Origin of the sequence: Micromonospora carbonacea (assembly GCF_014205165.1) — a bacterium.
GTDB classification, from domain to species: domain Bacteria; phylum Actinomycetota; class Actinomycetes; order Mycobacteriales; family Micromonosporaceae; genus Micromonospora; species Micromonospora carbonacea.
The window spans coordinates 6812625-6835848 of sequence record NZ_JACHMZ010000001.1 but is presented as its reverse complement, the minus strand read 5'-3'; the positions used below and the strand labels follow the sequence as shown (position 1 = coordinate 6835848).

The window sequence follows — 23224 nt, the reverse complement described above, 5'->3', positions numbered from 1 at the left end:
CATCGGCGCCTGGCCCGACCGGCCGGCCGTCTTCGCCTCGTCGGGGACAGTGGCTCGGACATCGCAGACGTTAGGTCGGAGCTGGAGCTTGGCACCCCACAGCCACAAAGTCAGCTATCCGACAGTTCGGCTTGCAGGGTTCATGTCACCACAACGTCGAATTCCGGTCCCCTGCCGGGCCTGACTGAGATAGTCCACGCCGGAGGAATCAGACTGTGACGAACCAGCGAACAGCACTCCAGCCCGACCTGCAACCCGGGCTCGTGAGGTGGACAGCGCGTTGCGGAAAACGGATCCCATGCTTCCGTCGGCGTGTCGCGTCGTCCACGTTCTCGGCGACTGGCCATTGCCGACCGGCAAGCTAGCCGTTCAACCAGACAAAGGAAACGAGGAAGCCCGGATCGGCTCACGAGAGGTGAGACGTGAGCGAGAATCGAACGAAACGTTCCACCGGGCCGGAGCCAGTCACCCACACCCTTGTAGAGACAATCGACCCTGAACGCGCGCACGACCTGATAGCACGCAACTTCGGCGATCACCGTGCCCAGATCTCCGGGCCTCGCCGTCGCTTCTACTACCGTCGACGCACCCTGCTCGCAGACGAGCTGGCGATGGACACGATGCGGTACACGCTTAGCGCGCAGGCCGAGACTCCGCCCTATCCCGGCTTCGCCGCGGTAGCCCTGACTCGCGGCCGATGCGCGATCGTCGGCCGGCAGGAGGAGTTACGCCTGAGCCCCGGCACGGTAGGGCGCTATCCCGAGTCGCCTTCCACCCTAGTCGCCGAGGATGTGGCGGCCCGCATCGTCCGGTTGCCCCTGCCCCGCATCGCCGCAGTCGCCGCGCTCCGCACCGGGCTGCCCTCCGCTGATTTCCGCTTCATCACCATGACGCCCGTCTCCCCCGCCATGGCAGCCCTGTGGCAGTCGGTCACCGCATTCGTGCACCGAGAACTCACCGAGGACGACGCCGCGATCCACAGCCCTCTCGTGCGAGCCGGCCTCGTCAGCCTCATCGCCGCCACCGCCGTGGCCGTCTTTCCGAACACCACCATGACCGTGCCCTACCTCCCGAGCCCGCGGAGTATCCGCTCCGCGGTGGTTCGCCGCGCCACCGACTTCATCGAGGCGCACGCCGCCGAGCCCTTGACCGTCGTCCAGATCGCCGCAGCCTGCGACGTCGGTCCGCGCGCGTTGCAGGTCGCCTTTCAGCGGCACCATGGGCAGAGCCCGATGGGGCTTCTGCGTGCCGTCCGGCTACGTCGGGCGCACCACGACCTGGAGAACGCCATGCCAGGACAGACCGTCACGGAGATGGCCCGCCGCTGGGGCTTTGCCCATACCGGACGGTTCGCTCAGGCATACCGCAAGGAATACGGCTGCCTTCCCCACGACACGCTGCGGCAGACGGCCCTGTAGAGCGACCTGAGTTTCCCCCGCCTTGATGGAGCTGGGCAAGGTCTGCCTGGTGCACATGTCCGGCGGCGAGCCGTTCATGTATCCCGGCTTCGTCGAGTTGTGCCGGGGCCTGGTCGGCAACCACTTCATCAGCATCAACACCAACCTCGCCTCCGACGACGTGGCGGCCTTCGCCGAGCGTGTCCCGGCGGACCGGGTGGCGAAGATCGTCGCCGCGATCCACCAGCCCGAGCGCGAGCTGCGCGGGCTGGAACTCGACGCCTACGCCCGCAACTACCTGATCCTTCGGCGCGCGGGTTTCGACGTGACCGCCCTGTACGTGCTCTACCCGCCGCTGCTCCGGGTCGTGCTCGGTCGCTCCACCGCCGACCTGGACCGGCTGCGCGAGCTGGGTGTGGACCACGTTCGCGCCAAGGTGTTCAAGGGCGTGCACGAGGACGTCCGTTACCCGGAGGGCTGCACGGTTGGCCGAATCGGGCCGCAGGGCTGCCCGCAGGCGGACCCGAACCGGGGGAGGCATTCGGGTAATCTGTGGCTCAGCGGGCCGTTAGCTCAATGGCAGAGCTGAGGACTTTTAATCCACAGCAATCTCTGTCGGCACTCCCACGGTCCTCTACTGGCCTGCAGGAATACGGCACCAGCGATCCACAATGGAGCCCGGATGCTCGTGGGCTGCTCGCGCGTTCGTTCGTTTCTGCTGATTCAATAGTCTCGCTCAACGGTCCGCCGCAGTCGACGGACGATGAGGCTGCGCTCCGTGGGCAACCGCCGGACCGTGGCCGGCAACGCGGAGCCCTACACCAACCGCGTAGCTTCACGGCGTGCTCGTGCATGACCTTGAGGTGCAGACCCCGACAACTATCCCTTCAGTGGCGATGTGCGATGTGTCGCGGCGTAACCTCGCTGGCGGACGTTACGGCGGTTACGGTGCCCCGGAAAATCACTCCTGCTCAGTACAAGCGCATGGTCGACGACCACAACCGCAAGCTGACGCAGGCCGTCACCACCTACAACCGCGAGGCTGCGGCGTACAACCGCGAGGTGAAGCGCGCCGTTGACAAGCACAACCGCGAGGTACCTGCGCACAACGCACGCGTGCGTTCCAATCGGCAGCGACTCAACGCCGAGAGTGCACGGCTCAACCGTCAGCGGTCAACGACCCGCTACGTCACGGTGCAGACCTCCGCCATCGCGCTACACACCGCGTACTCCCGCGTTGATGAGCAGTCCGAGCTGTGGAACGAGCGCGGGCAGGAACTGGCTGACCTGGCAGAAGCTGAGACGGCCAACAGCGTACAGGTTGCCAACGCCCTCCTAACCGAGACGGTCGCCGACGCGGACGAGATGGGGGGGCACGCCGATCATCGCCGAGTTGTCCGTGTTGTCGAAGGACCTGCACAACCGATGGGAGGGCGCGCTGTTCGCGTCAACCCGCGTAACCCAGATGCCGCGCGGCATTTCTGCACCAGCGCACGCGAGATCATCGTAGAACTAATCAACATGAAGGCTACCGACGCTGCGGTGCTGCTGACCAAGCCGAACTGTGAGCGAGGACCCGACGGCAAGGGCGGTCGCACGACGGGAAAAATCGGTTACCTGCTTGACCTCAACGGTGCCGGCTACGAGGCCCTGGACGACTTCATGGAAACGAACGTCAACGACGTGATGAATCTCTTCTCCCGGTTGAACAAGGGCACGCACGGTGCCGCAGGACGCCTCGACATCCCCACCCTCCGGACCATCAAGCACCGCGTCGAGGACTCCATCCGATTCCTGTCGACGCTAGTCCGAGGTGTCCAGCCAACGACGCAAGACGTCGGTTAGCGGATCGACAACAAGGCCACGAGTCAAGGCCGGTCGACGGTGGTCCTGCGAGTCCGCCGAGCCACGAAGCGGGTCGGCCCGGTCAACGCCGCCCGTATGGCCGCGCGGGCGGCCCTTGAGCACTGGGCGGCACCTCCAGTCGGCTAGTGCCAGGCATCGGGAAACAGCCAGGTACCACCGTGCGCTGCTGTGCGGTAGCCTCGCCGTCGGACCTTCGCCACTGGTGTTCGGCCAACACTTCCTGTCACCCCATCGAGATCCATCGAGAGCGAGAGCACTCACTTCTCGCCGGAGAGCGTTGAGATGGTGGCCCCAATTTCTAGGAACTCATCCAGCAGCTCCAGCAACCGGCGACCATCAATAAGCTGTATTTCGAAATCCCCAATAGCCTCCTTAGTCGTCTGTGAAAACTCGCCTGTGGTCACCACCATCCCAGACTCGGCCGCGAACTCCTGCATTGCCCTTATGAGTGCATGAATACATTCTTTCTCAACGGGCTCCGAGCCACGTCCGACCGCCACTAGAGTGATTCCGTTGCCGAGATTCGAATGAGGATGCACTGCTCGAACGCTATAGCCCGAAGTCGAGCTATCTGCGATCGACTCGACGTCCTGATACCCCATCGCGATTAGAAGTGCCAGAACAAGCTGCTCAAACATGAATGGTGGCAAAGATTGCAAATCTGAGTCCAGCGGCTCGCTAGCGGTAGCACGCAAAACGCTCACCGTCTCGGCGATCCGAGCCATTGTCTCAGACCTGCGGACTGAACGAACCGTCTCAATACTGACGCTGCCGGGAAATTTAGCGGCCGCTGTTCCAAGTAATCCAGAAAGGGTCAACAGCCGCAATTGCGCGCCTGTGCACTCAAACATCTCCTGGCTAAGTTCGGAGCGAGGCTTTATCGGCTCTCCACTCTTGTCGAAAATCCACCAATCGCTTTTGGCGTCATTTGTCACCAAGGTAATTATGTTATGCCGTGGCTCCTCGCAGGCTCGATCGAGAACCTGCCTCCAGAAAACGTAATCGCCTGCAGCGCCATACGGAGACCGCTTCCCTGCGTCCTTGTAGCCAGGAGGAATCTCGTTCGGGAAGCGAAAATCGATAGCTTCACCTACGATTTCCATCAGTTGTCGCTGCGAGTACGGTTTCCCTATCCTGCCGCGCGTGAGAAGATCAAGCTGCTGAAGTATCGGATCTTCATTCGCGATATCTCCGGGACCGATGTCATGTTCATCCTGCAAAGCCTTCAGCTCAGCCAAGGCCGAATCCATGAGACCGACAAGCCTGCCGTGAATGGATTTCTCATCCAGTCCATATCCTTGTGGATCCCAGTCTCGGCTTGCCATGTTGTATTGCCTGAATTCAACTAGGCGCTGAACTGACTTCTTGAGACTCGATACAGCGACGATACTGGCGTGCGCAAGCGTCGTTCGCATCTCCCGAAACTGAGCCATCTTGCCCTCGACCACCCCCCGCCTGTTCCGGTGGAACTCGGTGGCAGCTTGGTGCGGAATCCAGAGGCGATCCTCGACTCTCTTAAGAGTCGCAAAGACCTGCTCTCTTGCTGCTTTGGTTACTCTGTACATGTGAAGCAGAGCACTTGCATCTAAAACAACCAAGCCGTCAAAGGAAGAGTCCCCTACGTCCGGATCTGTCCACGCGCGGAAGGCCTGATGCAGTCCTAGCTTGCCTGGATTGGGGATGCCGAGTGAGTCGCTCACGGGCACAAACTACGCTTCTCCAAGCTTCCCGTCGAGCCTGCGTCGATGGTCAACCCTCTAGCGATGCGGCGCGCTAGGAGCCCTCCAGTGATGCCTCACTTCTGGAGCAATAGCAGGGCGTCAGGCGACTACGGTCGTTTCGATATCGCATCAACTCTGAAGTATTGCGGCTTGATCGGCTTTCGGGTGCCGGCAGGTCGCCCCACCGCGACGCTGCCCGTGCCATCTAGCACAATAGTGACCAGTTAACGCCGAGCTGCAAGCAGAGGGTCTGCTGCACCGGTAGGTGACATCTGAGATGGCTTGCCCTGGTGGCGGGCTGGAAGGATGTCGCTGTGCCCAAGCCTTACCCTCGTGAGTTCCGTGATGACGTCGTGCGGGTGGCCCGCGACCGCGAGCCAGGTGTGACGGTCGAGCAGATCGCGAAGGACTTCGGGGTCCACCCGATGACGTTGTTCAAGTGGCTGCGCCAAGCCGACGTTGATGCTGGCGCGAAGCCCGGCACGACCGGTGGCGAGTCAGCCGAGCTGCGCGAGGCCCGCAAGCGGATCCGGTTGTTGGAGCAGGAGAACGAGGTCCTGCGGCGGGCCGCGGCGTACTTGTCGCAGGCGCATCTGCCGGGAAAAGGCTCTACCCGCTCGTGAGCGAGCTGGCCGCCGACGGGATCCCCGTCGCGGTGACGTGCCGGGTGCTGAACATCGCTCGTCAGCCCTACTACCGGTGGCTCGCCCGGCCTGTCCGCGACGCCGAACTCGTCGCTGCTTACCGCGCGAATGCCCTGGTCGACGCCCACCGCGATGACCCGGAGTTCGGCTACCGGTTCCTGATCGATGAGGCCCGCGCCGCCGGAGAGCCGATGGCAGAGCGCACCGGATGGAAGATCTGCTCGGACAACGGCTGGTGGAGCGCCTTCAGCAAGCGCAGGAAGCCCGGCAAGGGTGGCAAGGCCGGTCCACCGGTTCACGACGACCTCGTCAAGCGAGACTTCACCGCCGACGGCCCGAACCGGTTGTGGCTGGCCGACATCACCGAGCACCGCACGGGTGAGGGCAAGCTCTACCTGTGCGCGATCAAGGACGTGTGGTCGAACCGGATCGTCGGCTACTCCATCGACTCACGGATGAAGTCCCGCCTGGCCGTCACCGCGTTGCACAACGCCGCAGCCCGCCGTGGTGACGTGGCCGGCTGCGTGCTGCACACCGACCGCGGGTCGCAATTTCGCAGCCGAAAATTCGTCCACGCCCTAAACCAGCACGACGTGACCGGGTCGATGGGCAGAGTCGGCGCCGCCGGCGACAACGCCGCCATGGAATCGTTCTTCGGCCTGCTGCAGAACAACGTCCTCGACCGCCGAACCTGGACGACCCGGCAGCAGCTCGGGACCGCGATCGTGACCTGGATCGAACGGACCTACCATCGCCGACGACGCCAACGATCCCTGTCCCGGTTGACCCCTATCGAGTACGAGACCATCATGACCCCACCGGCCAGTCAGGCCGCGTGACTGAAACTGTCACCTATCGGTGCAGCAGACCCAGACGCTCCCAGCAGCGGTGCGCAGGCAAAGGCTGCCGGACCGCCATAACTCGGTTCGAGGCGTCTAGCGGGGTCGCCGAAATCTTGGAGGGCGAAGGAATTGCTTCGCCTGCTCTGGCTCATGCGAGTCAACGTGCGAGGCCTGGCATGGTGACATCAGCGATGGAATAAGAGACGGGACGCCATGCAGTAGGCAGTGGGGTGATCACCGCCGACTCGGTCCATACAAACTCAGTAGTATCCGCTGGAACCACCAAAGCGACATCCCGGGCGCTGACCTCGAAGACGCCCGCGATATGCGCTGGCTTGAGAACCGACGCGACAAAAGCCTCGCTCTTGAAGACGACCTGAGTCAAAATCCACTCGTCGCCGTAAATGAGGCTCTTGTTGTATTCATTACGGCTCAAATGAAAGGTGCCGCGGCTGTTGACGCTGCAACCTTTGACCTCCACGCGAAGCATGGGCGGGCCAATGCACTCGATGTCGTACCCAAATGTATCGGAGATGGGCGCCACGTGGGTGGGATGCCGGCCGTCGGCTCGCAACGCCGCCAGTATAACCGCCTCGGCGGCGTCGCCGATCCGCTTAGCAAACTCGGTGCCGCGGGAAATGCTCACCGAGCGGACGACGTCCAGAAGTATGTCGTCAAGCTCGGGATCAAGCCATTCTAAGTCGCGCAAGACATTCGTAGGGATGTATTCGCGGGAAACCCCGTCAGGCGACACTGCGATGCGCAGCCAGGAAGGCGCGTCGTAGGTCAACAGCACCCTGGCGATATGGCGCAAGGTTGCGCTGTTGGCTATGCTTGCGATTCCAGCGAGCGGAGGCGCTAGAACAATCGTCTTGGTTTGCTTGGCGAGCCCGACGGCCAGCAGGCGCTCCGCAGGCGCAGTCAAGTCCGTGGCGGCCGCTATAAAGCCACCTTGGGCACTGGCGGCACCGACCCAGTCTGCGACATCGCGGCGTGGTGCGAGGTGGGCGGCATGGCAGAGGAGCAGAACCGCGTGGGCTATACCGCGCTTAGGCAGCATCGAGCCGTGCCTTAACATGCGATGCGATAGCCTCCATATCGTCCGAGGCTGCCGGATGTTCGGGCGTGTCATCGTCCTGCTCGGGAAGAGCCACACGCACCAAGCCTGGATCGTCCATTAGCGTGGACAGGGCAGTGATCTTTTCACGCAGTCGGATGTTGACGGTCTCGTCGATGCTTCCCTCGCTGAGGAGCAGTGTAAACCGGGTAGTCACGTTGTCCTTGAGTCCAAGCCGGTGGATGCGGTCTTGGCTTTGCAAAAAGTGGCCAGCGTTGAAGGTCCGGTCGAGGTAGATGGCGTGATGGCACCAGTGGTGCAAGCTGATGCCTTCACCGCAAGCAGCTGGGTTGGCAAGCAGGACGTGGCAGTCTCGGTCGTGTCGGAAGCGATCCAGCTCGGCCTCGCGAGTGAGCGTCCCGTTCGGCGCGCTGTCTCGTGTGGGAATTCCTCCGTGCACGATGGCCGGCTGGAAGCTCTTGAGGTGCGTGGCTAGCGATCGGATGTTGCGTACGAAGGTAGACCAGACGATGACTTTTTCGCCACGTTCGCGCGCTTGCTCGAGCAACGCTTTGACATGCTCATACTTCCAAGGAGTTTCATAGTCGCGGTACCGGGCCAGCAAGTCAGCGAGCGGCTCGCTGCCGTCTAGGGCAAGCGGCGGGTGTATGAATCCAAGCTCATCGGCGTCGTCCGAGCCGGCGACCAACAGCATTGGGTTAGTCGCAGCCTCCAGTAGGTACATGATGACCCTGCCTAGCCTGTCGAACTGCCGACGGGTCGGGCGGTCCAGCTCGAAGTCGCCGCGGTAGCGACCTAGCAGCGCACTATAAATGGCCTGCTGGATAGGGCTCATCATCTGCGTAATGACATCGAAGGTGGTGCTGGGCAGGCCAAGGCGTGACTTGGGCGTGCGGACGAAGTAACGTTGGATCGCGGCGCTGGTCTGGCTCAGCACATCGTCGTCGCGGCCCGCGCGTTCGTTGTAAGCGCTCGCTGGCAGGATCCTTTGGTCTTGTCCTGGATAGAGAAAGCGCATGAGGGCGATTAGGTCGAAGGCACCTTGAGGGGCTGGGGTGCCGGTCAGGATGTCGCGGCGCCGAGCGGCGTAGGCGAGGTCAAGCACCGCGCGGCCGTGCACTCCCTGGGCTCCACGCTTCACCCGGTGCGCTTCGTCGAGTATGACGTGGGTGGGTCGGCGGCCGACGTACCCCCGGATGCGGTCGTAGTCGGAGGCGACGCGGTTATAGCTGGTCAGTAGCAGCTCGACGTCGCTGTCGATCGAGACAGCCCCGGCATGGGTCGCGATGCGGGGCGGCCTCTCGAAGCATGCCGCGGCATCCTCACGCCATGCCTCGAAAGCGGCGAGGGGCGCGATGACGAGAAGCTGCTCAACGTCCTTGCGAGCTCGCATCAGAGTGTAATTGGCCAGCGCGACCGTGGTCTTGCCGGCACCGGGGACGGAGAAGTCCGCGCCGTGCGGGAGCCGCTGGATCAACGCGAGGTTCTCCAGCTGGAAGCCGCGCAAGTGGCGGCGGAAGCCCGCTGCGGCTAGCTGGGCCGCTAGCGTGTCGGGCGACGTCGGATGGGATCCGGCAGCGACGTCCTCGCGGCGCCTTTGGTCGCTGATAAGCGAGCGGATCTGCTCCTGCAGCGTGGGGCCCAGCCGAATCGGCTCCGAGAAGACCGTTCGCACCTCACGCAGCGCCGTTAGTTCAGCCAGAAAGACATCGACGCGCACCTCCATGCGGTCGGCCGACCCGCCGACGATTCCTCGGGACATCGATGCCTGCAGGCGGGCCCAGGCCCCAGCGACGGCTGGGGCCTGGCGGGTGACGACGACGAGCGGGCGGCCTTGCTGATAAAGCTCGGCGACAATCACGCCTGGCGGCCCTCGATTTCATTCAGCAGTCCTTTGATTTCGGCGATCTTAAGACCGAAAGGGTGCTCATCCCACTCAGCCTGAGCCCGAGCTTTTGGGAGATCTTTACCGATTCGCTTAAGTGCGTTGATCGCCTTCTCGGCCTGGGAAAATGGGGCCTTGACTGCTGACTGGTCTGCCGCTTCGTCCGCGGCCTCCTCTGCGGCAGCGACGATTGCGCCACGTAGGGAGGTAAGAACCTGACGGGCGGAGACATTGTCCCCGTTGCCGAGGTTTACGTTCTCGTCGGGTGTCCGAGCAGCAATCAAGCTGAGCAGCTCATTCAGCGGCTGCGCGGGTGGGTCTTCGCCAAGCAGGTCGTTCAGCAGGTCGTCGCCCGGATCGGCAGCCTCGGCGGAACGGGCGGCGTCGAGCACCGGCTTGAGCGCGGGATCGCGCTCAATTTCGCGCTGGATAAGCTGTGCCGCGTCTGCACGTCGGAGATGACGCAGCTTGCGGTACTCCACGTTGGCCAATGTGCCGAGGAAGTATGCCGCCCGCACACTGTCGGCCTCGGCTGCGGGTTTGTTTCGAATATGTCCGGTCAGCTCAGTAAAGGCGGACTCATTGTCGGCGAAATCGACGTGCAGGCGAGCACCCTTCGAAAGGTCAACTAGCTGGTGCACCTGTTGAAGCTTATCGTGCAAATCCCTCACTTTCGCAACGTCGCTATGCATGCGACGGGCGACGCGCCCAAAATCCTTGCCCTCGCGGTCGTAAAGTTCCTCGATGAGGAACGCCTCATTAATCCACGAGTACTCTTGCTTGAAGTCGCGCGCGATCTGCAATTCTGCCTCAAGATCGACGAGCTCGTCGATCTGAGCGTCTTCAGGGAGGACAAGGCATTGGACGTAACGCGCTTTCATCCAGTCGTCGTCCTGGTAAAGCGAGCGCAAGGCGGCGGTACGCCGATTTCCATTGATAAGAACGCCCTCGGCAGTGATGATCGCCGGATCCTGCTGACCGCGATCTTTCAGGTCCGCCTTCAGCTCTTTGAAGCCTTCCTGGCTGGTAAGGATGCGGTACTGCGCCTCCTGGGCGACCGGGCCGAGCGGGTCAGCGGTGAACAGATCAGCTTGGCCAGCGCGGTGAATCTCACGGCGCTGCTCGGCCTTGGTGCGATGGTTGAGCGTGGAAAAACGGACCCAAGCAACCTCAACCTCGATCTGCGGCAGCTCCTTCTGCTCGCGTGGCCAGGCCGGAACCAGCACATGACGCGTTGGGTGACGGTTCCGTAGCAGCACCACGCGATCCTGGTCTAGCATCGGATTGAACAACCGGATCATCTCCTGTAGGTGGTTGAACGGCCGATGCCGAATCTAGCCGAGACGGTGGTTCGGACCTCACCGTTCTTGCGTTGGAAACCGACATGCCCCAGATACGCCGGCAAGGCTTGCTGATCAATCCCGAATAGGCCGAGCAGGATGCCGGGAAAGAAGCGCTGCTGCGTGCCCGCCCAGTTCAAGTCGCGTACATTGGGCTTACTGCTGTCGGGCATGATATAAACGCACGGCGGGGGCACCAGCAGCCCGCCAATTTGCACGGCTCGATCCTGCTTCGGGCAACGACGCTTGGGTGTGCCACATAGGTGATTGTGGAAGATGACGCCATCTACAGTCCGGTCGGCCGGGTCGAGGACGCGGCTGCGCATGCGCTGGATGCCCTTAGCGATGTGCTCACCCGGTTCGGCCTTCATACTGTCGCACAGCCACCAGAGGTACGTCTCGCGTGCCCAATCCGGTACCGACCAGCGAATGCTGCTATGCGCGCCGTCCGGGCAGCCCTTCTGAATGATCGCCACGCTGCCGAACCGGGGGACCGTCAGCCGGTAAACAGTGTCGTCTCCGTACTGGGGTTTGGTGACGCTCTCGACCAACCCCGCCTTCAGCAGCGCCTCTAGGATGTCGAGCAGAAATTGGCGACGGCCGGCGTTGCTCGCGCTCATGCTGCCGCGCGCTGCTTCGATCGCCGCGGGCATAGCGTCGCGATATTCCTCGGCCGTCAGCCCGTACCGGGCCAGCACGTCGGCATCTGTGGCCAAGTTCTGGATCAGGTAGTCCACCCTACGTACGGCATCCGGCGAGGGTGCCCCCGCATGCCGACATGGCGCAGCGTCGTCCGGCAACACTGTCGTTAGCCTCCCTGACGTCCGGCCCCGCCAGTTCACCAAGGCCGTTGGGTGATCGCATAGGTGGTCTCGCTCCAGGCACCTTCATGTTGCTGCGCCCGCTCAGCCCGAAAACCCACAGGCGCGGCCTGAGACCCACCGGCGCGATTGCGGGACCGCAGAATACAGTCTGCTGCCGGCAAAGGGCGAGCACTAGGGTGCCCTGGAAGCCCTTCAGCTTAGTGCTTCCAGCTGCTCGCCGAAAGACGGGAGAGCCTCTGGACCGCGGCCGGCGGCTCGCGCGGCAACGTCAGCTTTTCGGCAACAGCACTGTCTTGGGTCGGGGGCTGCGTCGGCGTGCGTTGGCGGGTTGCGGTCCAGCCGTGATGATCGTGGTGAGGTCGTTGACGGAGAAGCGCCGGTAGCTGCCGGGGAAGGTGCGCGGGATAGGCGGCGGGCGGTGGTGCGGCAGAGCCAAATCCGGCACTCGCAGCTGCGCCGCGGCTTCGGCGGTGTGTAGAGGCGCTGCTCGTTTTGGTCACGGGTCGCCGGCGCGGTGGCTGGAGGGGGATGTCGAATACAGAGCCGCGCTCGACGTCGACGTCGTCGTGGTCGACGGCTCATCGCTGCTTGACCACACTGAAGCCTTCGACCTGTGGGACGCACCTCGGCTGGCAAATGCACATCATCGGCTCACACCCACCTACGAGCCCACCCGACAACTCTGGCAGCATGACCACTATCGCCCTGATCGATAACCGTGCCAAACGCCTCAAGCTGAGTTCACGTGGCCCGGCGACAAGGTTAGACCACATAACTGGCGAAGTGCGCAAATCGGACGCCCCGCAAACCTGAACGATTGGGAGCACCTTGCTCGGAGCGGCTGTCGACCCCGTGCGTCACACCCAAGCCGTCTGGATGCCAGTGGCCGGCCTGTGAGGCGGTGCGCGACCCGCTGAGCCCGATGGCTTGTGGATCAACGTAAGGTTTGTAGTGTAAGAGCCGTGACCCAGCTAGTGTTGATCCCTTCCGATGCCAGCGCTACCAAGCCCACCGCCGGGGAATTTTTCGCCGGCATAGGCCTCGTGCGCCTGGGCCTGGAGGATGCCGGCTTCAAGGTCACCTGGTCGAATGACATCGAACCAGACAAGAAGGAGATGTATGAAGGTCACTTCAGTGACCCGGCTGGCGCGCACACCTACGAGCCCGGCGACATAGCGAACGTCAAGGGCGCTCAGATGCCAGACGACCTGGCGTTGGCCTGGGCGTCATTTCCCTGCACCGACCTATCCTTGGCCGGCGCGCGACGCGGCCTCGCTGGCAGCGAGTCGGGAACATTCTGGCATTTCGTGCGAGTGTTGAAGGAGATGGGCGACCGGCGGCCGCCTGTTGTGGTATTGGAGAACGTCGTGGGCTTGGCGACCAGCCACGGCGGGGAGGACTTGGCCGCTGCGATCGGTGCCCTCAATGATCTCGACTATTCGGTGGATGTCCTCGCGCTCGACGCCCGCCGCTTCGTGCCGCAGTCACGCCCGCGGCTGTTCCTCGTCGGCGCGCTCGAGCCCCCAGCCGATGAGCCCGTCCCCAACAGCGAGCTGCGGCCGGACTGGCTGCAAGCGCCGTTCGGCGATCCGAGCTTGCGCACCCACCGCGCCTTACTGCCGGCACCTCCGCCCCCGATGACCACCGGCTTGACCGAGCTCGCGGACAAGGTGCCGCCGAGCAGCGAACTCTGGTGGGATGAGCAGCGTAAGGGAGCCTTCGTCAGCTCCCTGTCTCCCATCCAGGCCGAGCGGCTGGAAGCCCTGCGCAAGAGTCGCGGGATCTCTCGTCGGACCGCGTATCGGCGTACTCGCGGCGGGAAGCCGACCTGGGAGATCCGTCCCGATGACATCTCCGGCTGCTTGCGCACGGCGCGGGGTGGGTCATCCAAGCAGGCCGTGGTCGAAGCTGGGCAGGGCAAGGTCCGGGTGCGGTGGATGACCCCGCGGGAGTACGCGAAGCTGATGGGTGCCGCTGACTACCGCCTTGACGGGCTACGTACGAATCAGGCCCTGTTTGGCTTTGGCGACGCGGTGTGCGTGCCGGTGGTGTCATGGCTCGGCCGCGAGTATCTGATGCCGCTCGTGCGCGGCGAGCTGCGCTCTGCGGAGTCGCCGCGCCTGGCGGTGGTGGGTGTCTAGCATTCCTCGGCCGGCCCGCAACTCGCTGCCGGCCCCTGCGGTCCGCGACTTCCGGGAGATGCTGGACGCGGCGCTCAACGCACGGGATGAGCATGGCCGGCAGTGGTCAGACGCCCGCTGGGGCTGCTACGCGTTCTACGATTACGACGGTGAGCCCATCTACGTGGGCCAGACCAACGAGCGGCTGCGTGTGCGGGTGCGACGGCACCTGACTAACCAGCGCACTGACGCCGTGGCCATGCGCATTCTCGACGTCTTCGAGGTCGCCGAGATGGAACTGTGGCCGCTGTGGGAGTTCGAAGAGGTCGCCGGTAAACGACACCCGGACTACGCGGCAGCCCAGCAGAAGCTCAACGCGGTCGAGTACACCGCGTACCTGAAGGCAATCCGGGAGAGCCGCTTCAAGGCCATCCTCAACGAGAAGATCCCACCAGTCTCACCGACCGTCGACCTGCCCGCCTCCGGCCGGTTCCCGCTCGTCAGCGACGCCACCCGTCGTGAGAGGGGGCATCCGGATATGCGCATCGCCCGCCGCGCCGAAACGATCTCCCGGCTCGCTGCGGTCGCCCATGAGCGCGGTGAGGTCTCCGACGGTCTGCGACGGGTGCTGGTCATCCAAGGCGTCCGGCTGGCCTACATCGCCGCCGTCCGCCTCGCCTACGCCGAGGGCCGACCGACACCTGACCCCTCCGCCATCGACGTCACCGGTCTCGTCGGCAGCGTGCTGTTCGAGCACGGCGACATCCCCGGGCTCTTCGACGCAGACGGGTAGCGGACCGAGACGACGGGCTCATGGACGCGGCGAGGCGAGCATCGGACGGCGTTCAAGACCGTCCTGACTAGGGTAAACGACATGCCAGAACAGTCGTGGGCCTCCAGCCAGGCGACTCGACGCGCCATGCAGGGCAACCGCAGCCGCGACACAGCCCCCGAATTGGCGCTGCGCCGCGCGCTTTATGCCGAGGGACTGCGCTACCGCGTCTGCGCCCAACCGCTCCCGAACCTGCGCCGCAAGATCGACATCGTCTTCCGCCCAGCCCGCGTCGCCGTCGAGGTTTATGGCTGCTTCTGGCACGGCTGCCCCCAGCATCACCGACAGCCGACAGCAAACAACGAATACTGGCGCGAGAAGCTCACCAAAAACATGGACCGCGACCGACGGACCCGCCAAGCCCTCGAGGATGCCGGTTGGCTGCTGATCGTCGTGTGGGAGCACGAGGACGTGAAGGCGGCGGCGCGCCGGATTGCCGAGTTGGTGCGAACTCGCCGGGGATTCACCTTGCTTGGATGAACATCAATGGCAGGGCCTTCCACTCGCTTCGCAACGCCTTCGAGGCGGCCCTCCTCGGAAGGCCCTACTCGGAGGGCTCGATGCCTCAGATCTATTGGCAGTAGTGCCTCCGGTCGAGTGGCAGCCGACAGCCGAGGGCAGGGAACACAGCGTGGGGGTGCGAGGCTATCGCCGCCTGTGTATCAATAATTGGAGTTCTGCGCGACCAGGCGGGTCGGCTTGTCCTCTCCGCAGTCACCCAGGCCTCCCTTGCCGGCAAGGAGGGCGTTCGGTGGTGTCGGTCGCTTCTGGCCAGGAGTAGCCCCGACCCGCACGATGGCTGGAAGGTGGAGGGCGGGGTGTCTCTGCCTCGTTCGGCGGGCCGGGCGTGTCGGCTGCTTGATTTCCGCAACATCAACTGCGGCGTCGACTAGATTCTGTGGCATGGGTTTGCTGGATGACGCGGTGGCGGTGCTGGACGAGCGGGGTGTGCTGGAGTCGCTGGGCGGGTTGATCCGGCAGGTCTACCGGCGGGCCGCGGACCGGCACGAGCCGGAACTCGGTGACGACGCGATGAGTTTCGGCACCACGGTGTGGCGGAACCTGACGAACCTCGGCAAGGCGGCCTTCGACGGGGTCGACGGGGTGCGGGTGCGGGTGGAGGACAACTCCCTGGAGATCCTGTGCGCCGGGTATGTGGTGCGGTTGTACTCGTTGCAGGGTGGGATCGAGTCGATCCGGTGGGAGGGCAGCGAGGCCCGCCTGGGTGGGGCGGTGGAGAACAGTCGCGACGGGCAGTTGGCCTTCGATGACGCCGAGCAGTTCCCGGAGGTCTTCGCCGGTGTGGTGCCCCCGAAGCGGCACCTGCGGGTCGCGCACACCGGTGACATCACCACGGGTGAGGCGACGGCGTACCTCGGGTTGCCCCGTGACAACCGTGAGGGCGGGTCGCCGTGGTTCGAGGTGACGCTCTGGTTCGGCGACGCCGCCACCTCCGGGACGCCGCTGCCGGTCGTCGCCGGCCCGGTCGGGGTGCCGGGGCAGCAGCGGCACGACGAGTTGCCGGTGCCGGAGCTGCCGCTTGGGACGCTGCGGCCTGCTGGCGGCGTCGGCCGTACCCTCGGTGTTGTCGCTGGTCGACGGGCGTGACGGGCGGGGTTCGCCCGCCGGTGCCGGTCACCGCGGCCGTGGCGGGGTTCGAGCCGCACGCGCTGGGGTTGGCGCGGCGGTGGCGGCGGATGCGGAAGAACGAGTTGGCCCGGCAGGTCGGGGTGACGGCGGCGGCGGTCAGCCAGTACGAGCTGGGGCAGGCCCGCCCGTCGGCGGCGGTGCTGGCGCGGTTGGCGTTGGCGTTGGCGATGCCGGTGGAGTTCTTCGCCGCCGGTGTCCCGGCGCCGGCGTCGCCGGGGCGGGCGCACTTCCGTAGCCTGCGGGCCACCAGCCAGGCGGAGCGGGACCAGGCGGAGGCGTTCGGCGAGGTCGCCTGGCGGATGGTCGAGGTCGTGGGCCGGCAGCTACGGCTACCCGAGTTGCGGCTGCCGCAACTGGACTGGCCGGAACCCGCGCGAGCCGAGGACGTCCGCACGGTCGCCGCGGCGGCACGTGCGGAGTTCGGGCTCGACGACGGGCCGGTGCCGCACATGGTGCGGCTGCTGGAGGCGCACGGGGTGATCGTGTTGTCCCTACCCGACGCCTCCGAACGGGTCGACGCGTTCTCACACTGGTACGGCCAACGGCCGTTCGTCTTCCTCAACCCCGCCAAGAACGACAAGGCCCGCTCCCGGATGGACGCCGCCCACGAACTCGGCCACCTCCTGCTACACCACGACGCCGAGCCGGGCAGCCAACTCCTGGAACGGGAGGCCACCGCCTTCGCCTCCGAGTTCCTCGCCCCCAGCACCACCCTCGCCGCCGAACTACCCACCCGGCTCGACTTCGACCGGCTGCACGAACTGAAACGCCGCTGGGGCATCAGCCTGAAAGCCCTCGTCTACCGGGGACACGACCTCGGCATCTACCGGGACCACACCTACCGACGCGGCATGAGCCTGCTCGCCCAGTGGGGCCACCCCGAACCCGGCGACCTCGGCCCCCGCGAACAACCCACCCTCCTCGGCAAGGCCGCCACCCTCCTCAACCAACAACACACCACCATCGAAGACCTCGCCGCCCAAGCCGGCCTACCGGCAACCCTCGCCCGCACCGTGATCGACGCCGCCACCGAACACCTCCCCGAGCTGCGACTCACCCCGACCAGCCCCTGACCGGAGCCGCAGGCGCCGGGCCTCTACCGGTGTTCGACGGCCCATAGGCGGCGGTCGGCGGCGTCGCTTCCGGCTGGCGGTTGGAGAGCTGCGCGGCGGGTTTCGACGAAAGCCGAGTGGTACTCGGCGGACGGCGCTGGCGCAGCACCCGTGCCTGAGGGTAAGGGTCGCGACGGCGGCTCGCGCGTAGCTGAGGAGAGTGGTCTCGGTTCGCGAGGTCATGCTGTCCTTCCGACCGCTGTGCGGTGATCGTGGTTCGTTGCGGCTGGAGGCCGTGGCTCACGCGGCGTGCGCGGTGGTGAGCGTCGCTCCCGGGACCCGGCGCGGCAGCCGCTGCGGGATTCGCGACCGCAGGTGCGTGGCGGTCGCGGCGATTCCGGCGGTGAACCAGCCGACGAAACCACCGGCCTCGCGCACCCGCCGCTGCGGTGCGCATTCGCGGCTGCTGACGGCCGGCTGCCGCAAGGCCGGTGGCTGCGGCGCTGTGGCTCGCGCGGTACGCATCGCTTGTTGCGCCTGCCTGGCGGCCGTGCACAGGCCGGTTCCCTGGTCGGCGCACTGAAGGTTGACGCAACGGTCGTCGGGTCCGGGCTGGTGGGCGGTGAGGACGTCGACGGCCAGCCGCCACAGCAGCGGGTCGGTGACGTCGCTGGGCAGGAGGGCGCGGTGGGACGGCCGGATTCGGCGTCGGTCAGACATCGCGGGTGACCTTCCTTCAGGTTCCGAGGCAGGGGGCGGCGTCCGGCCAGGTCTGGAGTGTTGTGCCTGATGACCGGGTTCGGGCGATGCCCGCCTGATCGACGCTCATCTGTCGATGAAGGTCAAGTCGTCCGTCCGGGGGCGGCGCGGTGAAGCGTCGTGGACGACGCGCGGGGCAGGGCCGGAGCGTCGCGTCTGCCCTCTGGCGTCAACCGTCGTAGAGAGTTGTCGGGATGGGTCGACCGACCGCGCAGTGGTTTCGATGAGGCGCCTCAGCCCGGGCCGTCGGCGTGATCGAATTGTGTCGATGCAGACCGCGCGACGTCGCCGTGGCGGTCGGCGTCGACGGCGTCGATCCGCCGGATCTTGTGGGACTCGACGAGCGAGGGGGCCGGCTTGCTGGGGGCTGAGCGAACACGGGGTACCCCGTGTTCGCTCCTGGCAGGATGGGTGCCCTCCCGATTGGGAGGGTGTCTGGCGGGATAGAGGCGGGTCCGCAGGGGCTGCCAGGGGGCGTACGCGGCACTGACAGCCCAGGTCGGCACTGTGCTGCGAGTGTTCGGCGGTCACGGGTCACGAGCCAGGTAGCGAGCCATTGGGCGGCCCAGGTAACGCCACCGCCATCGCAGAGGCGGGCAGGAGCTTCGCCTCTCGGACGACTGAGTCGCTCGACGAGATCGTCGATGGCGTTGGCGTCCTGCCTCGGCGCGGCCGCCCGCCAGGGCTTGGTGGGCAAGTACGAGCGACAGCCGGCGAGCGTGTGCCTCGGTGAGCATCGTGTCCAGCGAGCTGGCCTGGGCCAGGGGTTGTGGGCCGCCTCGATGATCAGGATAGCGTCGCGGCCCCGATCGACTGCGGTGGTTGCGCGGGCGGTGGTTGGGTCGGACCTGCGCGAGAATCACGGAGCCGAGCGGCAGGCTGGCGTCCTCGCCGAGCACGACTTTGGGGAGGCTGACGAGCAGCATCCCGCCGTCGAGGACCTCGGCCACGTCGAAGCTGAACCTCGTGGGTACCGCGTGGCCGCTACGCGTCGAAGTTGGGCTGCAGGAGAACCCGCAACCGGTGGCGGTGTTGAGCGCCAGCGATGCGGGTAGCGCACGTCAGCCTGGCGAAGGGCATCGCCGTGTCAAAGGCGGAGGTGGGCCAGTCCGTAGCGCCGGACACGCCCGTGTCAACTCCTGTGACAGCGGAGGGTTTCGATGACTGTCGCCGGTGGCGTCGCGGCGAGGGGCGGCGGCGATTCCACCACAGGCGTGTCACAGCCTCTGACAGAACTGCTCAGCCGCCGGTCCCCGCCCCTCCCCCCAGCCTCTGTCATGGGCGGACCCCACAAGAGAGCTAATAGATAGCAATCACTGATTCGGTGCGGGTGGAAGCGGGTTGACCTGCGCTGTGACAGGAGTGACAGAACCTGTCGACGCGCTTCGCGGTGACGCTGGCACCGGCTCGCCCCGCAGCCCCGCGACACAGTCCGGCGACGCTCACAGCGATCTCGCGCGGGGGCCTGTGACAGCGCGGCCGCTCACCGCGTTGGTGTCGCCGGTCGCCGTCGGCCGACCGCGCCGGCTCGCCGGGGCGCATCCATGGCAGCAGCAGGGGCGCCGTCACCGTTGACAGGATCGCCGGGGGGTAGGGCCGCCGCGCCGGTGGATCCGCCTGCCCGGCGACACCTGCGCGCCTCTCACAACGCTGGTCGGAGCGGTGATCGACGCGGACATCGCGGCGAGACCCAAGGCCTGGGACCCGCGCCTTTCCCACTTCTCTTAGTCACGCACGGTAACTGACAGAAGCGGGTCTCCTGTGGTCGTCGCGACGACTGCCGCTGATCGACGCTACGCCCGGCTGGCAGGGGAAAGTCGTACGAACCGGGGCGACTGTCACGCGGATGGCCGCTGTGAGCGGCGGTGAGTTCGGCAAGTGTTCGCCAGGGCCCACAAACCCCGGTTCGGAGGTGTCAGCGCTTCACGGCGCGGCGCGGAGCCGACAGCACATGAGCGAGCACACGCCGCACCACAACCATCGAGCCGATCGCATCGACCCGGCCGACCCCGTACCCATCGACCTGACCGCCGGCGACCCACCGGCATCGGCCACCGCCGGGTGCCCGGCCCGCGCCGACGCCCCCACCCACCCGGAGGGTCACTGGCAGCCTCTCGGAAGGGAACGTCGGTGATGAGCTTTCCCGGCCAGAATCCCCCCGACCGGCCGATGCCTCCGGCGAACGGCGAGCCGCCGGTGTGGACCGCCGACCGGATCCGCGCCCTCGGCACCGTGACCGACCTGACCACCGCCGCGGCAATCTTCGGCCTGTCCCGCGCCACCGCGTACGACCTAGCCAAACGCGGCCAGTTCCCGGTCGCCGTGCTGCGCTTCGGCAGCCGCTACCGGATACCGGTCGCGGCCATCCTCCACGCCCTGCACCTACCGGCCGACGACGACGGTCCCCCTGCCGCCCCGTCACAGGCGACTTGATCCCCGGTGGAAGGCACGCGTGGATCACCCCGTATGGAATCCGCAGCCCACCGGCTGCCACACAAGAGGAGACACCTGACCATGGCGGACGGATCCGTCTTCAAACGCTGCGCCTGCCGCGACAACGACGGCCGCAAACTCGGCAACCGCTGCCCCCAGCTGAGACGAACGGGCGGTTCGTGGCACCCCACCCACGGCCGGTGGGCCTACCAGCTCGAACTGCCCACCCACCCCGGCCAGCGGCGCCGGCAGCTACGCCGCAGCACCTTCGACAGCCGCGACGCCGCCACCGGCGACCGCGACCACGCCAGAGCGCTGCTCGCCCTCGCCGGCGACGACACCGCCCTCGCCTCCGAGATCGCCGACCTGCTCCTCGCCGTCACCTCCGGAGCGCCGCTGCCGGACCGCGACACCATCGCCCGACGGGTCCGGGCCGGCCTGCCGCCCACCGTCGCGACGACCGTCGGCGAGTACCTGCACCAGTGGCTGGCCTCCCGCCGCGGCATCGAACCCAACACCGTGCGCGCCTACGAGTCCCACATCCGCATCCACCTGGTCCCACACCTCGGCGCGATCCCCCTGCAACGGCTACGGGTCGACCACATCGAGGCGATGTTCACCGCGATCACCGACCGCAACACCACCATCGAGATCGCCCGGCAGAGCGACGACCCGCAGATCCGCGCCACCATGCGAGGACGGCGCATCACCGGCCCGGCGACCATGCACCGCATCCGCGCCACCCTGCGCAAGGCACTCAACGACGCGATCCGCAGGAGCAACAACCGGCTCATCGACTTCAACCCCGCCGCGCACGTCGAACTGCCCTCGGGGACCCGCCCCAAAGCCCGCGTCTGGACAGCCAAGGCCGTCGCGACGTGGAAGACCACCGGCGTACGACCCAGCCCGGTCATGGTGTGGAACCCCCAGCAGGCCGGCGAGTTCCTCGACCACGCCGAAAGCCACGACCCCGACCTCTACCCGCTGTTCACGCTCATCCTCCACCGCGGCCTACGCCGCGGTGAGGCCGTCGGTCTCACCGACACCGCCGTCGACTTCGACAACGCCCTGATCACCATCTCCCAGCAACTGTCCACCCACGGCTACACACCGGTGATCAAGAAAGTCAAGTCCGAATCCGGCAACCGCGTCATCTCCCTGGACAGCCACACCCTCGCCGCGCTACGCGCCTACCACGTCCGCCGCGCCCAATGGAAACTCGCCCACGGCCCCACCTGGCCCGACACCGGACTCTTCTTCGTCCGACCCGACGGCCGACCCTGGCACCCCGAAGCCGTCACCTGGCGATTCGAATGCCTCGTCCGCGACGCCGCACTACCCCCGATCCGACTGCACGACCTGCGACACTGCGCCGCCACCTTCCTCAAAGCCGCCGGCGCCGACCTCAAAGACGTCCAAGAGTTACTCGGCCACTCCTCCATCACCATCACCGGCGACACCTACACCACCGTCATCGCCGAACTCGACGTCGAACGCGCCAAAGCCGAAGCCGCCGCCCAACTCGTACCCCGCCGACGCCGACCAGCCGCATAGCCGACAACACCCAGCGGGGGCGTCACCCCACGGCCGACGCCCCCGCCCAGGCCACACCACAACCGACAACCGCAAGATCCGCAGCGTCTGCCGCCCGGAGCGTGAGGAGCGACGGCTGAGGCCATTCCCTCACCGCTGCGGGACCGCAGTCAGCCCCGTTCCACGCCCGCCGAATCGGCACCGAACAGCACGTCTTCGACACCCTCGACGGCACCGCAGACCTGGTCGGGCGGGCTCAATTCCGCCGGCCACGTCTGCCCTCTGCTGATCCAGATGGTGACGAGCCCCGCCCCGCGTCCGCCCTCCACGTCCAGCGTCGGGCTGTCTCCCACGGCCCAGCCACCATCGTCCAGGTCCAAGCCACAACCGCGCGCCGCAGCCTCGAACAGCTCCCGGGCGGGCTTCCTGATCCCCAGCTCTCCCGAGACCGCCCAGGCATCCACGTGCCGATCCAGTCCGGTACGGCGAATCTTGCCGAGCTGATTGTCGGCCTGGCCGTTCGTCACGATGGCCATCCGCCATCCCCGCCGCCGCAACGCCACCAGCATGTCCAGCACACCGGGTCGACAGCTGACCAACTCCGGCATCCGCTGCCGGTAGTCGCCCCACAACCGATCGACGGACGCGGTAAGACCGAACCGCCCCTTCACCTCGCCGAAGAACCAATCCCGCGGCATGAAGCCACCCCCGTCAGTGGCGACCAACCACGCGAAAGCGCCAGCAGGCAGGCCACGTTCCTCACAGAACCCAGCCGCCCAACGGCGAAACGCCTCATCCCGGTCCACCAACGTGTTGTCGAGATCGAAGAGCACCAACCTCTGCACGACCACCGACCCTACCGGGCAACCACACAGCAACTCGCCGACCATGATCCTTACCTGACCGTCACCGATCGATTGCAGCACGGCGGCGTTCAAGGCAAGGCCACAGCGACGGCCTGACTTCGTCTGCTTCCGACCAGGCCAATCCCCGCGGTGATCTTGGTCTTGTGGGCCGGGCTGCAAGGGCTGAACTACTGCGACAAACACCCCGCCGCGGCACCTGGTCGCCTGCGATGAGGGGGTCGACCACCGCGCGCAAGCCCTCGCCCAGGCCGGCGGCGACGCAACGCGCCCCAGCTGCCATCACCGAGCGGGGTGCTCGCGGGTGCTCGTAAGCCCAAGGTCAGAGTCCGACAATTTTCGCATAAAGGGCGACGACGCGAAGTAATGTCGGCCTATTTTCCCA

At 65.9% G+C, this 23224-nt stretch carries 17 protein-coding genes, 1 tRNA gene and 1 pseudogene; 12 read left to right on the top strand and 7 right to left on the bottom strand.

The features are described 5' to 3' along the window. Positions 1-422 precede the first annotated feature (422 nt). The 4 genes and pseudogenes from HDA31_RS28610 to HDA31_RS28595 all read left to right on the top strand — a co-directional run bounded on the left by HDA31_RS28610 (position 423) and on the right by HDA31_RS28595 (position 3242). Positions 423-1418, top strand: coding sequence for an AraC family transcriptional regulator (locus HDA31_RS28610; RefSeq protein WP_178062874.1), 996 nt, complete (start codon positions 423-425; stop codon positions 1416-1418). A gap of 28 nt (positions 1419-1446) precedes the next feature. Further along, positions 1447-1881: pseudogene (locus HDA31_RS28605) on the top strand (radical SAM protein); the annotation flags it as partial. Between the two features lie 78 nt (positions 1882-1959). After that, positions 1960-2031: transfer RNA gene (locus HDA31_RS28600), tRNA-Lys, on the top strand. Between the two features lie 350 nt (positions 2032-2381). Next, positions 2382-3242: a pPIWI-associating nuclease domain-containing protein gene (locus HDA31_RS28595; protein WP_178062875.1), complete on the top strand. Its 861-nt coding sequence runs from the start codon at positions 2382-2384 to the stop codon at positions 3240-3242. A gap of 278 nt (positions 3243-3520) precedes the next feature. Here the strand turns inward: HDA31_RS28595 and HDA31_RS28590 are convergent, their stop codons facing one another. Beyond that, positions 3521-4963, bottom strand: a complete 1443-nt coding sequence (locus HDA31_RS28590) for a PIN-like domain-containing protein (RefSeq protein WP_178062876.1) — start codon at positions 4961-4963, stop codon at positions 3521-3523. A gap of 335 nt (positions 4964-5298) precedes the next feature. Between HDA31_RS28590 and HDA31_RS28585 the strand changes: the two genes are divergently transcribed. Continuing rightward, a protein-coding gene (locus HDA31_RS28585; RefSeq protein ID WP_178067011.1) for an IS3 family transposase occupies positions 5299-6467 on the top strand; the annotation gives its coding sequence in 2 pieces (ribosomal slippage) (positions 5299-5583 and positions 5586-6467; 1167 coding nt in all). A gap of 160 nt (positions 6468-6627) precedes the next feature. Here the strand turns inward: HDA31_RS28585 and HDA31_RS28580 are convergent. The 4 genes from HDA31_RS28580 to HDA31_RS28565 are packed head-to-tail and all read right to left on the bottom strand — an operon-like array spanning position 6628 to position 11510. Further along, positions 6628-7530 carry a protein NO VEIN domain-containing protein gene (locus tag HDA31_RS28580; RefSeq protein ID WP_178062877.1) on the bottom strand — a complete coding sequence of 301 codons (903 nt, stop codon included), beginning with the start codon at positions 7528-7530 and terminating at the stop codon, positions 6628-6630. Then, positions 7520-9409 carry a DEAD/DEAH box helicase gene (locus tag HDA31_RS28575; protein WP_178062878.1) on the bottom strand — a complete coding sequence of 630 codons (1890 nt, stop codon included), beginning with the start codon at positions 9407-9409 and terminating at the stop codon, positions 7520-7522. Before HDA31_RS28575 ends, HDA31_RS28580 begins: the two co-directional genes overlap by 11 nt. Next, positions 9406-10734 (bottom strand): ParB N-terminal domain-containing protein, encoded by a 1329-nt coding sequence (locus HDA31_RS28570; protein ID WP_178062879.1) that lies wholly within the window; start codon positions 10732-10734, stop codon positions 9406-9408. The genes HDA31_RS28575 and HDA31_RS28570 overlap by 4 nt, the downstream gene beginning before the upstream one ends. After that, positions 10731-11510: a hypothetical protein gene (locus HDA31_RS28565; RefSeq protein WP_178062880.1), complete on the bottom strand. Its 780-nt coding sequence runs from the start codon at positions 11508-11510 to the stop codon at positions 10731-10733. The genes HDA31_RS28570 and HDA31_RS28565 overlap by 4 nt, the downstream gene beginning before the upstream one ends. A gap of 1049 nt (positions 11511-12559) precedes the next feature. Between HDA31_RS28565 and HDA31_RS28560 the strand changes: the two genes are divergently transcribed. The 5 genes from HDA31_RS28560 to HDA31_RS28540 all read left to right on the top strand — a co-directional run bounded on the left by HDA31_RS28560 (position 12560) and on the right by HDA31_RS28540 (position 17272). Continuing rightward, positions 12560-13738 (top strand): DNA cytosine methyltransferase, encoded by a 1179-nt coding sequence (locus HDA31_RS28560; protein WP_178062881.1) that lies wholly within the window; start codon positions 12560-12562, stop codon positions 13736-13738. Positions 13739-13796: 58 nt separating this feature from the next. Then, complete coding sequence (locus HDA31_RS28555) at positions 13797-14510, top strand: GIY-YIG nuclease family protein (RefSeq protein WP_178062882.1); 714 nt, start codon at positions 13797-13799, stop codon at positions 14508-14510. Between the two features lie 81 nt (positions 14511-14591). Then, positions 14592-15029 carry a very short patch repair endonuclease gene (locus HDA31_RS28550; RefSeq protein ID WP_178062883.1) on the top strand — a complete coding sequence of 146 codons (438 nt, stop codon included), beginning with the start codon at positions 14592-14594 and terminating at the stop codon, positions 15027-15029. A 423-nt stretch (positions 15030-15452) separates the two neighbouring features. Beyond that, positions 15453-16157, top strand: a complete 705-nt coding sequence (locus HDA31_RS28545; protein WP_178062884.1) for a hypothetical protein — start codon at positions 15453-15455, stop codon at positions 16155-16157. 20 nt (positions 16158-16177) lie between these two features. Beyond that, entirely contained in the window at positions 16178-17272 is a 1095-nt protein-coding gene (locus HDA31_RS28540) for an XRE family transcriptional regulator (protein ID WP_219824981.1), read from the top strand. Positions 17273-17551: 279 nt separating this feature from the next. On the opposite strand, the gene HDA31_RS28535 is transcribed toward HDA31_RS28540, so the two are convergent. After that, positions 17552-17971: a hypothetical protein gene (locus HDA31_RS28535; RefSeq protein WP_178062885.1), complete on the bottom strand. Its 420-nt coding sequence runs from the start codon at positions 17969-17971 to the stop codon at positions 17552-17554. A gap of 2172 nt (positions 17972-20143) precedes the next feature. Between HDA31_RS28535 and HDA31_RS28530 the strand changes: the two genes are divergently transcribed. Both HDA31_RS28530 and HDA31_RS28525 read left to right on the top strand, forming a co-directional pair. Next, positions 20144-20443 carry a helix-turn-helix domain-containing protein gene (locus tag HDA31_RS28530; RefSeq protein ID WP_376701419.1) on the top strand — a complete coding sequence of 100 codons (300 nt, stop codon included), beginning with the start codon at positions 20144-20146 and terminating at the stop codon, positions 20441-20443. 81 nt (positions 20444-20524) lie between these two features. Then, positions 20525-21997 carry a tyrosine-type recombinase/integrase gene (locus HDA31_RS28525; RefSeq protein WP_178062886.1) on the top strand — a complete coding sequence of 491 codons (1473 nt, stop codon included), beginning with the start codon at positions 20525-20527 and terminating at the stop codon, positions 21995-21997. Between the two features lie 149 nt (positions 21998-22146). On the opposite strand, the gene HDA31_RS28520 is transcribed toward HDA31_RS28525, so the two are convergent. Continuing rightward, positions 22147-22902 (bottom strand): HAD family hydrolase, encoded by a 756-nt coding sequence (locus tag HDA31_RS28520; RefSeq protein WP_219824982.1) that lies wholly within the window; start codon positions 22900-22902, stop codon positions 22147-22149. Between the last annotated feature and the right edge of the window lie 322 nt (positions 22903-23224).

Bases quoted from the DNA above. Each gene is read 5' to 3' on its own strand.
- HDA31_RS28595 (WP_178062875.1), top strand. From the start codon at position 2,382: ATGGTCGACGACCACAACCGCAAGCTGACGCAGGCCGTCACCACCTAC.
- HDA31_RS28580 (WP_178062877.1), bottom strand. From the start codon at position 7,530: ATGCTGCCTAAGCGCGGTATAGCCCACGCGGTTCTGCTCCTCTGCCAT.
- HDA31_RS28570 (WP_178062879.1), bottom strand. From the start codon at position 10,734: ATGATCCGGTTGTTCAATCCGATGCTAGACCAGGATCGCGTGGTGCTG.
- HDA31_RS28555 (WP_178062882.1), top strand. From the start codon at position 13,797: ATGCTGGACGCGGCGCTCAACGCACGGGATGAGCATGGCCGGCAGTGG.
- HDA31_RS28550 (WP_178062883.1), top strand. From the start codon at position 14,592: ATGCCAGAACAGTCGTGGGCCTCCAGCCAGGCGACTCGACGCGCCATG.
- HDA31_RS28545 (WP_178062884.1), top strand. From the start codon at position 15,453: ATGGGTTTGCTGGATGACGCGGTGGCGGTGCTGGACGAGCGGGGTGTG.
- HDA31_RS28535 (WP_178062885.1), bottom strand. From the start codon at position 17,971: ATGTCTGACCGACGCCGAATCCGGCCGTCCCACCGCGCCCTCCTGCCC.
- HDA31_RS28530 (WP_376701419.1), top strand. From the start codon at position 20,144: ATGAGCTTTCCCGGCCAGAATCCCCCCGACCGGCCGATGCCTCCGGCG.
- HDA31_RS28525 (WP_178062886.1), top strand. From the start codon at position 20,525: ATGGCGGACGGATCCGTCTTCAAACGCTGCGCCTGCCGCGACAACGAC.